The sequence below is a fragment of the Lacinutrix mariniflava genome, assembly GCF_001418015.1.
Lineage (GTDB): Bacteria > Bacteroidota > Bacteroidia > Flavobacteriales > Flavobacteriaceae > Lacinutrix > Lacinutrix mariniflava.
On the sequence record NZ_LIQG01000026.1, the window covers coordinates 1,231,742 to 1,246,178 of the forward strand.

Consider the following 14,437-nt stretch of genomic DNA (forward strand, 5'->3'; position numbering starts at 1 on the left):
GGATTGAAAAAAAATTATTTTTTTCTCTCAATCACATAATTCACCATCAATTCTAAAGAAGATCTATATTCAGAATCTGGAAATTGTTGTAGTATTTGTAACGCTTCAGTTTGGAAGTTTTTCATTTTTGTAACAGCGTATTCTAAGCCTCCATTATCTTTAACAAAAGCAATCACTTCGCTAACGCGTTTTTTGTCTTTGTTATGGTTTTTAATAGAATTTATAAGCCATTTCTTTTCCTTTTTACTCACAATATTAAGCACGTGAATAAGCGGTAAAGTCATTTTTTGCTCTTTAATATCTATACCTACAGGCTTGCCGATGCTTTTAGTTCCATAATCGAACAAATCGTCTTTTATTTGAAAAGCCATACCTATAAGTTCTCCAAACTTACGCATGGTTTCAACCTCCGGTGAATCTGGTTTTACAGAAGCTGCGCCAAGACTACAACAAGCAGCAATTAAGGTAGCTGTTTTTTGTCTTATAATTTCATAATAGACATCTTCGGTAATATCAAGGCGTCTTGCTTTTTCAATTTGCAGTAATTCGCCTTCGCTCATTTCTTTTACTGCAACCGAAATAATTTTAAGCAAGTCGAAATCTTCATTATCTATAGATAATAATAAACCTTTAGAGAGTAAATAATCACCAATTAGTATTGCTATTTTATTTTTCCACAAGGCATTAATGCTAAAGAAACCACGACGTTTATTACTGTCGTCTACAACATCGTCATGCAATAAAGTTGCTGTGTGTATTAATTCTATAACAGATGCTCCTCTATAAGTACGGTCTTTAACGTCTCCATTAGAAACCATTTTAGCAACAAGAAACACGAACATTGGTCGCATTTGCTTGCCTTTTCTATTAACTATGTAATGTGTAATTCTATTTAATAAAGCAACTTTAGAGGCCATAGCCAAACGGAACTTTTGTTCAAAAAGATCCATTTCGTATGCGATGGGTTGTTTTATTTGTTCAGTTATTTTCAAAATATATATTGAATTACAAAGCTACTAATAAAGTTTGTTTTTTAAGTATAGATGTAGGTTGTAATCTTTTTATTAATCATTTTTTTTAGTTCTCAGTCTCAAAGCGAAGCTGTCTTAAGTCTTTCAGCGAAAGCGGTATTATGTCTTGCGGCTAAGCGGTCTTAAATCTCTCTAACATTACCACTCATTAATTCTATTAGAATCTAGTTTAACAAAAATAAAAACCAGAATAGTAAATCCCCAAAGACCAGAACCTCCATAACTAAACAAAGGTAGTGGAATACCAATAGTCGGTATTAAGCCCATAACCATACCAATATTAATTAAAAAATGTATAAATAATATGGCTCCAACCGAATAGCCATACACGCGACTAAATTGTGATTTCTGTAGTTCGGCTAAATGTAATATTCGTAAAATAAGAAGAACAAAAACAAGAACAACACCAAAGCTGCCTATAAATCCCCATTCTTCGCCTACAGTTGTAAAAATATAATCTGTATGCTGTTCTGGTACAAACTTACCTGTAGTTCTTGTACCTTCCATAAAACCTTTGCCTTTCCAACCGCCAGCACTAATGGCTTTCTCGCTTTCTATAAGGTTGTAAGCAGCTTCTTTTTTCATTTTCTCTAGCTTTCCAGCATCTTTTTCAAGACTTAACCATATTGTAATTCTGTCTTTTTGATGAAAAGGTAAAAGCGTATCGTAAGTAAAACGAACAACAAAAGATATTAATAGCGCAATGGTTAAAGTTACTACTGGTTGAAAGAATGATGGTTTCTTCTTTTTAGAAAAATAGTAGCTAAACACAACAATAGCAGTAATAAACATAGTTATAACTACTCCAAATTTTAAAGCGCAAATAGCTAAAACTATTAACAGAGAACCAATAATTAAATAGATTTTTGGAAGACCTTCGCGATATAATACGAAGAAAAATGCGCCATAAACAAGCGTACTACCTGCATCTTTTTGCAGTAAAATAAGAAATGCAGGGATTACAATAATAGCAAAAATTCTAATTTGATGTTTAAATTGCCTTATATCTGTTTGTAAATCACTTACGTATTTTGCTACTGCTAAGGCTGCTGCTGCTTTAGCGAATTCACTTGGTTGTAAAGTCATACCTCCCAAATCGTACCAGGATGTGGCTCCATTTATGCTTTTTCCAAAGATAAATAAGCCCACTAAGGAGAGTAGTGAAGCGAAATAGATAACACTCGAAAAGCGTTCGTAGAACTTAGCGTCGATAGATAAAATAAGAATAATTAATACAACAGAAAGTATAATGAATATAAGCTGCTTACCATAAAATTCTGTAAAACTAAAGTAATCGATAATTTCACCTGTATGCGAAGCAGATAAAATATTTAACCAACCAAAACCAGCCAACATAAAGAAAAGCATGATGGTAATCCAATCGAATTTAAAATGTCTATCAGTTTGCCTCATTAACTTTATAACTTGAGATTAGATTCTTCCGGTAAATCGATAACCTCATCCATTGGAATAACTTGATATTGCGATCCACGGTTTATTTGAAAAGGCTCGCCAGAATATGGTTTTGCATATTCGTTTTCTAAACTATGTGTTAGTAGCCATTTTTCTAAGTCTTTTCTTGTAATGGTTTTGTTAACGTATTTTTCAATCATTAAACTGGCTATTTTACCTGCAAAACGACTTCCAAAATAACCGTTCTCTACAAAAACAGCTAAAGCTATTTTCGGGTTATCTTTTGGAGCAAAAGCAACAAAAATTGAGTGGTCTGTTAATTGTGTTTTTACACTGTCAATTTTCATGAAATTTTCTACCGTACCTGTTTTTCCACAAATATCAAGTCCTTCTACTTGAAGGCTGCTTGCTGTTCCTTTTTTGTAAACTTGTAACATGCCTTCAATTACAGGTTCAAAATGTTGTTTGTCTATTGTTGTATGTTTCGGTTTTGTAAAATTATCAGGAAGTGTTTCTCCTTCAATAGATTTTACAATATGAGGCGTGTAATAGTGACCTCTATTTGCTATAGCTGCAATCATGTTTGCTAACTGGATTGGAGTAGTAGCAATTTCTCCTTGTCCAATAGCGTTAGAGATTGTGTAGGTAGAGTAAAACTCTTTTGGATAGGCATGCATGTAATATTTTCTATTTGGTATTCTTCCTTTTTGGCCAACAGCCAAATCGTTATTTAAATATTTACCAAGTCCAAAACTCTTTACATGTTTGCTCCAATGATCTATACCTTCCGACGCATTGCCATCTTTATCTAAAATTCTTCTGTAAACTGTTGCAAAATAAGCATTACAAGATTTTTGAATACCTAAAACCATATCTCTTGGGCCTCCACCACAATGGCAGCCCATAAAACGATTTCCATATTTATAACCGTTATGACATGTTATTTTTTCGCTTATTGGTACAACACCTTCTTGTAACGCCACAAGTGCATTCATTAATTTAAAAGGAGAACCAGGATTGTAAACACCTTGTAAACTTCTATTAAATAATGGTTTCGCTATTGTATCTCTTATTAGTTTATTAAAGTTTTTAGAGCGTTTCCTACCTACTAAATCATTAGGATTGTATGTTGGAGCAGCAATCATTGCTAAAATCTCTCCTGTACTCGGTTCTATAGCAATTATTCCACCGCGTTTGTTTTGCATTAGCCATTCTCCATAAGCTTGAAGGTCTGAGTCTATAGTTATTTTAATATCCTTTCCTTGCACTGGAATCGTATCGAACTCTCCTTCTTTGTATGGTCCAATGTTTCTATTAAATCTGTCTTTTTGAATAAATTTAATACCTTTTCTTCCGCGAAGAATAGAGTCGTAAGATTTCTCGACACCCTGCTTTCCCATTAAATCACCCATTTTATAGTATGGGTCATTTGCTATATCTCTATTATTTACTTCTCCAATATCACCTAGTACATTGGCTCCAATGGTAGTTTCGTATTGACGTAAAGAACGTTTCTGAATATGAAAACCAGTAAATTTTCTCATTTTTTCTTGAAGTACAGCATAGTCTTCTTTAGATAAGTGGGAAACAAAAGGAGATGGTAATCGCCAAGAATAATGTTTGGCTTTTTTTAACTGACTATCAAAACGGGCTTTATCAATTTTTAACAACTTGCAAAACTCTAAAGTATCTAACGGCTCTATTTCTCTTGGTATTACCATAACATCGTAAGACGGCTGGTTGGCTACCAAAAGGGTTCCGTTTCTATCGTAAACAAAGCCTCTTTTTGGGTAGTCGTAAACTTTTCTAATGGCATTGTCATTTAAAATACTATCAGCATCCGAATTATAGATTTGTAAGTAAAATAATCTCGCAGTAAATATTATACCAACAAGTATAACCGAAAGGAAGAGTAAAAATTGTCTCATTTTTTATTTGTGCCACTAAAAATTATTGATATTAAAAGGCATATTATAATAGTAAATATACTTGAGAATAACGTGTTTTTTAGTACTAAAAGTATTTTAGAAAAGTTAAATATTTCAAGTGAAAACAAAATAAAATGGTGAATAACCGTTAATATTGAAATGTAAGTAATGCGTTGTCCAAAATCTACGTTACTAAACCTTACTGTTTGGTGGTCGTAAACAGATCCAAAACTAAACTTTAGAGCAACAGGACGAATAAATGCGATTGTTACAGCTGCTGCTGCATGAATACCTCCAGAATCTAAAAACATATCTATAAGCAAGCCTAAGAGAAAGCTTAATAGAATAAATAGCATCCTGTTATTTTTTATAGGAAATAGTAAAATGAATAAAATATATGGATACGGGTTTATATAACCCATAAAATTGACATGACTTAGTAATAGTACTTGTAATAAAAGTAAGACTATAAAACGAACGGTATGTATAGATAATAGATTAGTCATTGTTGTCTAATAAGTTTTCTATATGTTTTGCGTCTTTGTTTTCAATAATGTAAACGTGCTCAATATTTGTCATGTCGTTAAAAAGAACAACTTCAATCTCATAATAATTTTCAGCTGTATCTAAATTAAATTTAGAGATTGTGCCAATAGGAATGCCTTTAGGGAAAATTGTAGAACGACCAGAAGTAGTAATAGTGTCGCCAGTAGCAACAGGAGCTATTTTTGGTATTTCAGAAAGCTGTATGTGGTTAGGAGATAGGCCATCCCATTTTATAGATCCAAAATGATTGGTCTTTTTAAGTTTTGCACTTATACTACTGGTTGTATTTAAAATTGAAAGTACAGTTGCATATTTCGCGTTTGTTTTTTCAATAATTCCAATAAGACCTTTGCTTGAAATAACACCAAAATCTTGTTTAATACTATCGTTTTCTCCTTTATTTAAAAGTAAAACGTTATTGGTTGCAGCATAGCTGTTTTTTATTACTTGAGCCGCTGTAAGCTTATAGTGGCTTGCATAACTTAAACTATCTACAAAAGTAGAATCCGTAGTGCTTTCGGTATTAAAAAGAATAGACTTTAACTGGTTGTTTTCTTCTTGAAGTAATATGTTTTGTTCTCTTAAGCCAAAATAATCGCTAACGTTATTAGAGGTGTTAAAAATACCACCACTTACAAAATTAGCCGAATTTATAAACCTGCTTCTGTGGTAACTATGCGATTGTATCGTTAACATTACCGAAATAAATAGCAATAGCGCAAACAGAAGAAACGTTTTGTTTCTTAGTATAAAATTTACTATTTGTTGCATTTATTAGGACTGGTTTTATTTTATCAATACACTTTTGTATTTCGCAAGGTTTTTAAGGGTAATCCCAGTTCCACGAACAACAGCACGTAAAGGATCCTCAGCAATGTAAACAGGTAAATCTGTTTTTTGAGATAAACGCTTGTCTAAACCACGAAGCATAGAACCACCACCGGCTAAATAAATTCCAGTATTGTAAATATCTGCAGCTAATTCAGGAGGTGTTTGCGATAATGTTTCCATTACAGCATCCTCAATTCTTAGAATAGATTTGTCTAAAGCTTTAGCAATTTCTCTATAAGAAATTTGAACCTGCTTAGGTTTTCCAGTTAACAAATCACGTCCTTGAACGCTCATGTCTTCTGGTGGTAAATCTAAATCTTCGGTAGCAGCACCAATTTGTATTTTAATTTTTTCAGCAGTACGTTCACCAACATAAAGATTGTGTTGTGTACGCATGTAATAGATAATATCATTTGTAAAAACATCACCTGCAATTTTAACAGACTTGTCGCAAACAATACCACCTAAAGCGATTACAGCAATTTCTGTTGTACCACCTCCAATATCTACAATCATGTTACCTTTAGGTTGCATAATATCTACTCCAATACCAATAGCAGCAGCCATTGGCTCGTGTATTAAGTATACTTCTTTACCGTTTACACGCTCGCAAGATTCTTTTACTGCACGCATTTCTACTTCTGTAATTCCAGATGGAATACAAACGACCATACGTAAAGAAGGTGTAAATAATTTCTTTTTAAGCGCAGGAATGTTTTTAATAAACATGCTTATCATTTGCTCCGAAGCATCAAAATCTGCAATTACACCATCTTTTAATGGTCTAATGGTTTTAATATTTTCGTGCGTTTTTCCTTGCATTAAATTGGCTTCTTGACCAACTGCTATTATTTTTCCCGAAATGCGATCTCTCGCCACAATGGAAGGTGCATCTACAACAACCTTATCGTTGTGTATAATTAGTGTATTTGCAGTTCCTAAATCTATTGCGATTTCTTCTGTTAGGAAGTCAAAAAATCCCATGCGTTAAGTAGTAATTTATGAAGTTATTATTGAATTGCTGTAAAAGTAATAAAACTAACCAAAAAAACAGCGTTAATTGTTGATAGTTGTAATATAAATTTTTATAACTGAACGATTTATAATACAATCGAAAATAGATATACGCGGTAACAATAATTTTAGACGTTTATTTTTTTATTTTTCGCTTTCGCGGAAATGTTAAGTGGTGAGTTTATTAATTAGTTTCCAAGTTAGAAATAATGGAAAATATCACATTTTTTTAATTTAGTTTCTTCTGAAGCCTTTCGAATTATTAAATGTAAAAAGACCTGTCTGGTTTTTAAAACCTGACAGGTCTGGTGAGTTATTAATAGTGTCACATTAAGCACAGTCGAAGTGCATGTGAAGTATTAACTTAAATTCATAAGATCCCTTTTTTTAAAGGGATTTGTCTAGTGCTTAAAATGACGTGTTCCAGTAAATACCATAGAAACGTCGTTACCATTACAATAATCAATACTTAATTGGTCTTTTATAGAGCCACCTGGTTGTATAACTGCAGAAACACCTGCGTTTTTAGCAATCTCTACACAGTCTGGAAACGGAAAGAATGCATCACTTGCCATAACACATCCTTCTAAATCAAATTTAAAAGATTGTGCTTTATGTATTGCTTGGTTTAAAGCATCTACACGACTAGTTTGTCCTGTTCCACTTGCACATAATTGTCGTCCTTTTACTAAAACAATAGTATTAGATTTTGTGTGCTTACAAATTTTAGAAGCAAAAATTAAATCGTCTAACTCAGCAGTTGTTGGTGCTTTTGTTGTTGCCGTTTTAAGATCTTCTAATGTGTCTGTTATATTATTTCTATCTTGAACTAAAACACCGTTCAAACACGTTCTTACTGTTGTTTGAGCAAAAGCAGCATCTTTTAAGACTAAAAGTACTCTGTTTTTCTTTCCTTTTAAAATAGCTTCGGCTTCTGTAGAGAAACTAGGAGCGATTACAACTTCGCAAAATAATTTGTGAATTTCTTCAGCAGTTGCGGCATCAATTTCAGTATTAGAAATTAATACACCACCAAAAGCAGAAACAGGATCACCAGCTAAAGCATCTGTATAAGCTTGGTGTAAAGTATCGCGTTGTGCTAAACCACAAGCATTATTATGTTTTAAAATAGCAAAAGTTGGCGCGTCGTTTTTAAACTCGTCCATTAAATTTACAGCGGCATCAACATCTAAAAGGTTGTTGTAGCTTAATTCTTTACCATGAAGTTTTGTGAACATTTCGTCAAAGTTTCCGAAGAAAAAACCACGTTGATGTGGGTTTTCTCCATAACGTAAAACTTTACCGTTAGTTTCAGAAATCTTAAGTGCAGCAATTTTATGGTCTGCATTAAAGTAATTAAAGATTGCAGAATCGTAATGAGAAGAAACATTAAATGCTTTGGCAGCAAAAGCTCTTCTATCGTCTTCAGATAAATCACCTTTTTTGTCAGTAATTAATTCTAAAAACTCAGCGTAATCGTCTACAGAAGATACACAAATAACATCAGCATAGTTTTTTGCTGCTGCACGAATAAGAGAAATACCTCCAATATCAATTTTTTCAATAATATCTTGGTTTGGAGCACCAGAAGCTACAGTTTTCTCAAAAGGATATAAATCTACAATAACCACATCTATTTGTGGAATATCGAAATCTTTCATCTCTTTTACATCACCTTCATGATTTTGACGATTTAAAATACCTCCAAATACTTTTGGGTGTAATGTTTTTACACGACCTCCAAGAATTGAAGGATACGAAGTAACATCTTCAACAGGTACTACTTTTATACCTAAGTCGTTAATAAATTTTTCTGTGCCACCTGTAGAATATATAGTAACGCCTTGTGCATTTAATTCTTTTACAATTGGTTCTAAACCATCTTTGCTAAAAACCGAAATTAAAGCAGATTTAATTGTTTTGTTATTGCTCATTAGTAGTTGTGTTATTAAGCGTGCAAATTTACGTAAAAAGAAGTGTTTATTGTTTAATGTAAGATTGCTTTTTTAACTAAATGAATGAGTTATTAACAAGATTTGTAGAATTCTCAATCTTTATTTTATTTTTTGTCAGTTCGAGTGATTCCGATTTGTTTTTATCCGAATTGTATCGAGAATTATTTTAATTGCTTCTCGATATAATTTTTTCATGCTTCAAAAATCACTCGAAGTGACAGCGAGTTAGTTTTTGAATTGAGTTTTTATAATTTGGAATTTGCTGTTATAGTTGCTCCGCAACTTTCTCACAAACAAACTCTAAAAAGCGTTCGTCTGCTTCTGTAAAAGGATCTGGTGTGTTAGAATCGATATCTATTTGTCCTACATTTTCACCATTTACAAAAATAGGAATTACTATTTCGGCCTTAACAGTAATACTACATGCAATATAGTTGTCTTGTGCAGCAACATCTGGCACCACAAAGTTTTCATTACTAACAGCAACTTGTCCACAAATACCTTTTCCAAAAGGAATAATAATATGGTCTGTTGGTTCTCCAACATATGGTCCAAGTTTTAATTCGTTCTTGTCTCCGTTTTTAAAATAGAAGCCTACCCAATTATAATAGATAATATTTTGGTCTAATAATTCGCAGACTTTCATTAAACGCTCATCTCTAGAGAATTCTGTATTAGAAAGAATTGTTTCAACTTGTGGTTTTAATGTATCGAAAATCATAAGGATAAAAATTTTGGTAAAAGTATTTAAAAAGACGTAATTTCAACCTTTCAAAATCTAAAACTTTTCATAATTAAAATTGAAAGCACTCTTTGTAAAATATAAGTCTGTATTAAAATTTATCCTTACATTTTTGTTGGTATATATTTGCTTGTCTATAGTGTACAAATTGTATTTAAATGCTTCGGTTGAATCTCAGTACTATCCAGATTATATAACTAATTTGGTGGCGTACCAAAGTGAAGCACTACTAAATACTATAGGCTACAGTTCTGAGGTGTTAAAGCATCCAAATGAGCCCTCTATGAAATTACTAGTAAGAGGTAAGTATCTTGCCAGAATAATAGAAGGTTGTAACGCTATTAGTGTCATTGTGTTGTTTATTTCTTTTGTAATTGCTTTCTCAGGTAAATTAAAAACTACTGTTTTATTTTTGTTGTCAGGAAGTATTCTTATTTACATTGTAAATCTTATTAGAATTGTAATACTAGCTGTGGGTTTGTATCATTATCCTTGGAGGAGTGATATTTTACATTCAGTAATTTTTCCAGCAATTATTTACGGAATGGTATTTTTACTATGGATGTTATGGGTAAATAGATTTTCTAATATTGGTAAAAATAATGGATAAGTATATAAAATATATTTGGTTATTTTTCCTTTTCGGATTTTTGGTTTTAGTGAGAGCTTTTGAGACCGAATTGTTTTACGATCCTTACTTGCAATTTTTTCAAAACGACTATTTGTATTTAGACTCTCCAAGACGAGAAGTCTTAAAACTAGTGTTATATACCACTTTACGATTTCTTATTAATACTGTTATTTCACTAACAATTTTACATGTGTTTTTTAAGGATTGGAGCATCATTAAATTTTCGGTAGTTATTTATGGTTTCTCCTATGTTATTCTATTGGTGTTGTTTTTATACTTTGTATTAAACCCGAAACAAGAAGATTATTTTATGTTTTTTAATATTCGAAGGTTTCTAATTCAACCATTAATACTCTTGTTGTTACTTCCAGCCTTTTACTACCAAAGAAAAGGTGCATAAAATAGTGTTAAAGCTTATGTTAATGTGTTTTCCAAATAAGATTTTATTAACTTTGTAATGTGAAAATTAGTATTTTAAATAAGAGTTTATCTTTTTTGATGGCATTTGTGGTGTTTTTTTCAACACTATCTTTTACTATTGAATCTCATTACTGTGGAAGCAGTTTAGTGGATACTGCTATTTTTACAAAAGCTAAAGTTTGTGGCGAAGATATTGTTGACACTACTATAATACAGAAATCTTGTTGTAAAAATGAGGTTAATATAATAGTAGGTCAAGATGAATTGAAATTAAATAATTTTGATGACCTTGATGCCCAACAACAACTATTCCTTACGTCTTATATCTATAGTTATGTTTCTTTATTTGTTAGCTTGCCTAAGCAAGTGGTGCCTCATAAGGAATACGTGCCACCAAATCTCTATTTCGATATTCAAATTCTTGATGAGACTTTCCTAATTTGATATTTATTCTTTTTATTTCCGCGTAGACGGAATTTTAAATAGGAATAATTAATCAAACACATAACAATGATACATACGTATGCAGTTACAGGTATGACTTGTAACGGTTGTAAAGCTTCGGTTGAAAAACATTTGAATGCTTTACCAAATATAATAAACGCTTCAGTAAACCTTGAAAAGGAAGAAGTGACTGTTGAGATGTCTCAGCATGTTTCAATAGAAACGCTAAAGAAGACTTTGCCTGAGAAATTTTCGATTTCAGAAAAACAAAAAGAAAACGTTTTTAAGTCTACTATAGTTGAAGAACATAAAAGCGAACTTCAGCAATTAAAACCATTATTTATAATTTTTAGTTACATAACTGCTGCATCAATACTAATGCATTATAAAAATTGGGATTGGAGCTCTTTTATGCTCGATTTTATGGGCTTATTTTATATTGTTTTTAGCTTCTTTAAAATTTTAGACTTAAAAGGTTTTCCAGAGTCTTTTAAAATGTACGATCCTTTAGCCAAATCCATTCCTTTATATGCTAAAGTTTATCCGTTTTTAGAATTAGCATTAGGAATACTCTTTTTAATGCGTATTCAAATTCCAATGGCTTTAATAATTACTATTGTTATTTTAGGAATTACCACTGTTGGCGTTACAAAAACGCTTTTAGATAAAAAAGCAATACAATGTGCTTGTTTAGGTACTGCTTTAAAATTACCTATGACGAAAGCGACTTTTATTGAGAATACTATTATGATTATTATGGCAATCATTATGTTAATTAAAACTTACATATAATGAGAAAAATACTATGTATATTAATGCTATTGCCAATGTTTGCACTAGCTCAAGAGGAATTAAAAGGAAGCATTTTAGAAGGTAGTACTAGTAACTCTCCTTTGCCAGGAGCTAATGTATTTTGGCTTGGAACTAAGGTTGGGAACGTAACAGATTTTAATGGAAACTTTTCGGTGCCTTATAAAAAAGAGTACACTAAATTAGTGATTAGCTTTGTTGGTTATAAAACAGATACGTTAACAGTTTTAGATGCTAAGCCCATAAAGCATGGTCTAAAACCAACTAGTGAACTTGACGAAATTAGTATAACCTCTAGAAACAAAGCGACATCAAGTTCTTATTTATCATCTCAAAATATTATTACAGTTAGTAGTGATGAGTTGTTAAAAGCGGCCTGTTGTAATCTAGCAGAAAGTTTTGAAACCAATCCTTCTATTGATGTAAATTTTGCAGATGCTGTAACAGGAACTAAGCAAATTAAGATGTTGGGTTTAACGAGTCCGTATATTTTAATAGCGACAGAGAATATTCCATCTGTTCGTGGTGCATCTCAAGCTTTTGGACTTAGTTTTATTCCGGGAACTTGGGTAGAAAGTATTCAAATTACAAAAGGAGCAGGTAGTGTGGTTAATGGTTACGAGAGTATTGCTGGCCAAATTAACACGGAGTTGGTTAAACCTACTACAGATAATACGTTTTTTCTTAATCTCTATGGTGCAGGTAGCGAGCGTTTTGAGCTTAATACACATTTTAATACAAAAGTGAGTGATAAATGGGATACTGGAATTTATTTGCATGGTAATTCGCATAATAAAAAACATGATGTTAATAATGATGGCTTTTTAGATATGCCGATGTATAGTCAAGTTAATGTGATGAATCGCTGGCAATACACAAATCCAGAAAAAGGATTGGTTAGTTTTATTAATTTGAAGTATTTAAATGATGAAAAACAATCTGGAGAAATAGATTTTGATCCTGAAACCGATAAATTAACAACCAATAATTGGGGAAGCGAAATAGATACAGAACGTTATGAGCTTTCAACAAAACTGGGTTATGTAAATCCGGAATTACCTTGGCAAAGTATTGGAGTGCAAACTGCTTATAGTGGTCATAAACAAGAGTCGTATTACGGTTTAAATGTCTATGATATTAGGCATAATAGTTTATACGCAAATGTAATGTATAGCAGTATTATTGGTGATTCTAGGCATAAAATAAAAACAGGATTAAGCTATACTTACGACCACTACGATGAGTTAGTAAACACCTCTAATTTTGAACGTACAGAGAATTCAGTAGGTGCCTTTATAGAGTATAACTATTTTAATTTAGATAAGTTAAATGTTACTGCTGGATTAAGAATAGATAGACATAATTTATTAGGTACATTTATTACACCGCGTTTGCATTTACGTTATACAACATGGGAAAAAGGTGTGTTTAGAGCTTCTGTAGGTAGAGGGAAGCGTAGTGCTAATATATTTGCCGAAAATCAAAAGATATTTGCAACGTCTAGAAACATAAATATTTTAGATACAACAGGAAGTATTTACGGATTAGATCCTGAAATAGCATGGAATTATGGCGTATCGTTTTTACAAGGTTTTAGAGTTTTTGGAAGAAAAGCAGAAGTAACAGCAGATTTTTATAGAACAGATTTTAAAAACCAAGTGGTTGTAGATTATGAAAATGCTCAAGAAGTAAATTTTTATAATTTAAAAGGAAATAGTTATGCTAATAGTTTTCAGTTGGAATTAAGTTATTCTCCTTTTAATCAGTTTAATACACGTGTTGCTTATAAGAATTACGATGTAAAAACGCAATATAATTCTGGTGAATTAGAAAAAGCGTTAACAGCGAAGCATCGTTTTTTTGCTAATATATCTTACGAAACGGTAGTAAGAAATAATTCGAATTGGAAATTTGATGCGACCTACAATTGGTTAGGTAAACAACGTTTTTCTTCAACAGAAAATAATCCTGAAGCGTATCAGTTGTCAGAATATTCACCATCATTAGCAACAGTTAATGCTCAGGTTACAAGAGTATTTTCTCCAAAATTTGAAATATATTTAGGAGGAGAAAATATCACTAATGTAAGACAAGATAATCCAATAGTTTCTGCAGATAATCCTTTTGGTTCAAGTTTTGATACTACTTTTGTATATGGCCCAATATTTGGAGCTAACTATTTTGCAGGACTGAGATATAAAATTAAGTAAAACAATTAGAGTTGAGGTGCGAGCCTCATAATTTTAAATTATAATAATATGAAATCAATGAAAATTTTAAAAAGTACAGTATTCGTTTTAGCATTATTAATGACATCTTTAACATTTGCACAAAATAAAAATGCAAGAACCTCTATAGAAGTAGATGGCGTTTGTTTAATGTGTAAAAAAAGAATTGAAAAGGCGAGTTTAAATACTAAAGGCGTAAAGTCTGCCATTTGGAATGTAGAAACACACGAGCTTAAGTTAATTTTTGATGAGCGTAAAACAGACATTAAAACAATAACACAAAGTATTGCAGATGTTGGTCATGATTCAAAAGAAATAAAAGCTACAGATTTAGCTTATAATTCGGTACATCCTTGTTGTAAATATCGCGATGAAGATGTTTTAGAGGAACATAATGATTAAGTGGATAAATTATATAAAAAAAGCCTGAATTTAAATTCAGGC

14 protein-coding genes are annotated in these 14,437 nt (G+C 31.8%); 6 read left to right on the forward strand and 8 right to left on the reverse strand.

The annotated features are described in order from the left end of the window. Positions 1-14 precede the first annotated feature (14 nt). The 8 genes from ASC44_RS12430 to ASC44_RS12465 all read right to left on the reverse strand — a co-directional run bounded on the left by ASC44_RS12430 (position 15) and on the right by ASC44_RS12465 (position 9,439). A complete protein-coding gene (locus ASC44_RS12430) occupies positions 15-992 on the reverse strand; it encodes a polyprenyl synthetase family protein (RefSeq protein ID WP_055447906.1) in 978 nt (325 codons plus the stop codon). Positions 993-1,169: 177 nt separating this feature from the next. Continuing rightward, complete coding sequence (gene rodA / locus ASC44_RS12435; RefSeq protein WP_055447907.1) at positions 1,170-2,444, reverse strand: rod shape-determining protein RodA; 1,275 nt, start codon at positions 2,442-2,444, stop codon at positions 1,170-1,172. 5 nt (positions 2,445-2,449) lie between these two features. After that, the gene (gene mrdA / locus ASC44_RS12440) at positions 2,450-4,372 is read right to left on the reverse strand and encodes a penicillin-binding protein 2 (protein WP_055447908.1); all 1,923 of its coding nucleotides are present in this window, start codon (positions 4,370-4,372) and stop codon (positions 2,450-2,452) included. After that, positions 4,369-4,878: a hypothetical protein gene (locus ASC44_RS12445; RefSeq protein WP_055447909.1), complete on the reverse strand. Its 510-nt coding sequence runs from the start codon at positions 4,876-4,878 to the stop codon at positions 4,369-4,371. The genes mrdA and ASC44_RS12445 overlap by 4 nt, the downstream gene beginning before the upstream one ends. Next, on the reverse strand, positions 4,871-5,689 hold the full coding sequence (mreC, locus tag ASC44_RS12450) for a rod shape-determining protein MreC (RefSeq protein WP_055447910.1): 819 nt from the start codon (positions 5,687-5,689) through the stop codon (positions 4,871-4,873). The genes ASC44_RS12445 and mreC overlap by 8 nt, the downstream gene beginning before the upstream one ends. A gap of 15 nt (positions 5,690-5,704) precedes the next feature. Beyond that, the gene (locus ASC44_RS12455) at positions 5,705-6,733 is read right to left on the reverse strand and encodes a rod shape-determining protein (RefSeq protein WP_055447911.1); all 1,029 of its coding nucleotides are present in this window, start codon (positions 6,731-6,733) and stop codon (positions 5,705-5,707) included. Between the two features lie 431 nt (positions 6,734-7,164). After that, positions 7,165-8,697 (reverse strand): bifunctional phosphoribosylaminoimidazolecarboxamide formyltransferase/IMP cyclohydrolase, encoded by a 1,533-nt coding sequence (gene purH, locus ASC44_RS12460; protein ID WP_055447912.1) that lies wholly within the window; start codon positions 8,695-8,697, stop codon positions 7,165-7,167. Between the two features lie 286 nt (positions 8,698-8,983). Next, a complete protein-coding gene (locus ASC44_RS12465) occupies positions 8,984-9,439 on the reverse strand; it encodes a GAF domain-containing protein (protein WP_055447913.1) in 456 nt (151 codons plus the stop codon). A gap of 79 nt (positions 9,440-9,518) precedes the next feature. Here ASC44_RS12465 and xrtF point away from each other — a divergent pair, with 79 nt between their 5' ends. The 6 genes from xrtF to ASC44_RS12495 all read left to right on the forward strand — a co-directional run bounded on the left by xrtF (position 9,519) and on the right by ASC44_RS12495 (position 14,395). Then, the gene (gene xrtF, locus ASC44_RS12470; RefSeq protein ID WP_083476291.1) at positions 9,519-10,070 is read left to right on the forward strand and encodes an exosortase family protein XrtF; all 552 of its coding nucleotides are present in this window, start codon (positions 9,519-9,521) and stop codon (positions 10,068-10,070) included. Next, positions 10,063-10,491, forward strand: coding sequence for an exosortase F system-associated membrane protein (locus ASC44_RS12475; protein WP_055447914.1), 429 nt, complete (start codon positions 10,063-10,065; stop codon positions 10,489-10,491). Before xrtF ends, ASC44_RS12475 begins: the two co-directional genes overlap by 8 nt. 59 nt (positions 10,492-10,550) lie before the next feature. Beyond that, complete coding sequence (locus ASC44_RS12480) at positions 10,551-10,955, forward strand: HYC_CC_PP family protein (RefSeq protein ID WP_241491430.1); 405 nt, start codon at positions 10,551-10,553, stop codon at positions 10,953-10,955. Positions 10,956-11,021: 66 nt separating this feature from the next. Further along, entirely contained in the window at positions 11,022-11,747 is a 726-nt protein-coding gene (locus ASC44_RS12485; protein ID WP_055447916.1) for a heavy-metal-associated domain-containing protein, read from the forward strand. Continuing rightward, complete coding sequence (locus ASC44_RS12490) at positions 11,747-13,975, forward strand: TonB-dependent receptor (protein WP_055447917.1); 2,229 nt, start codon at positions 11,747-11,749, stop codon at positions 13,973-13,975. The genes ASC44_RS12485 and ASC44_RS12490 overlap by 1 nt, the downstream gene beginning before the upstream one ends. A 57-nt stretch (positions 13,976-14,032) precedes the next feature. Further along, positions 14,033-14,395, forward strand: coding sequence for a heavy-metal-associated domain-containing protein (locus tag ASC44_RS12495; RefSeq protein WP_055447918.1), 363 nt, complete (start codon positions 14,033-14,035; stop codon positions 14,393-14,395). Positions 14,396-14,437: the final 42 nt, after the last annotated feature.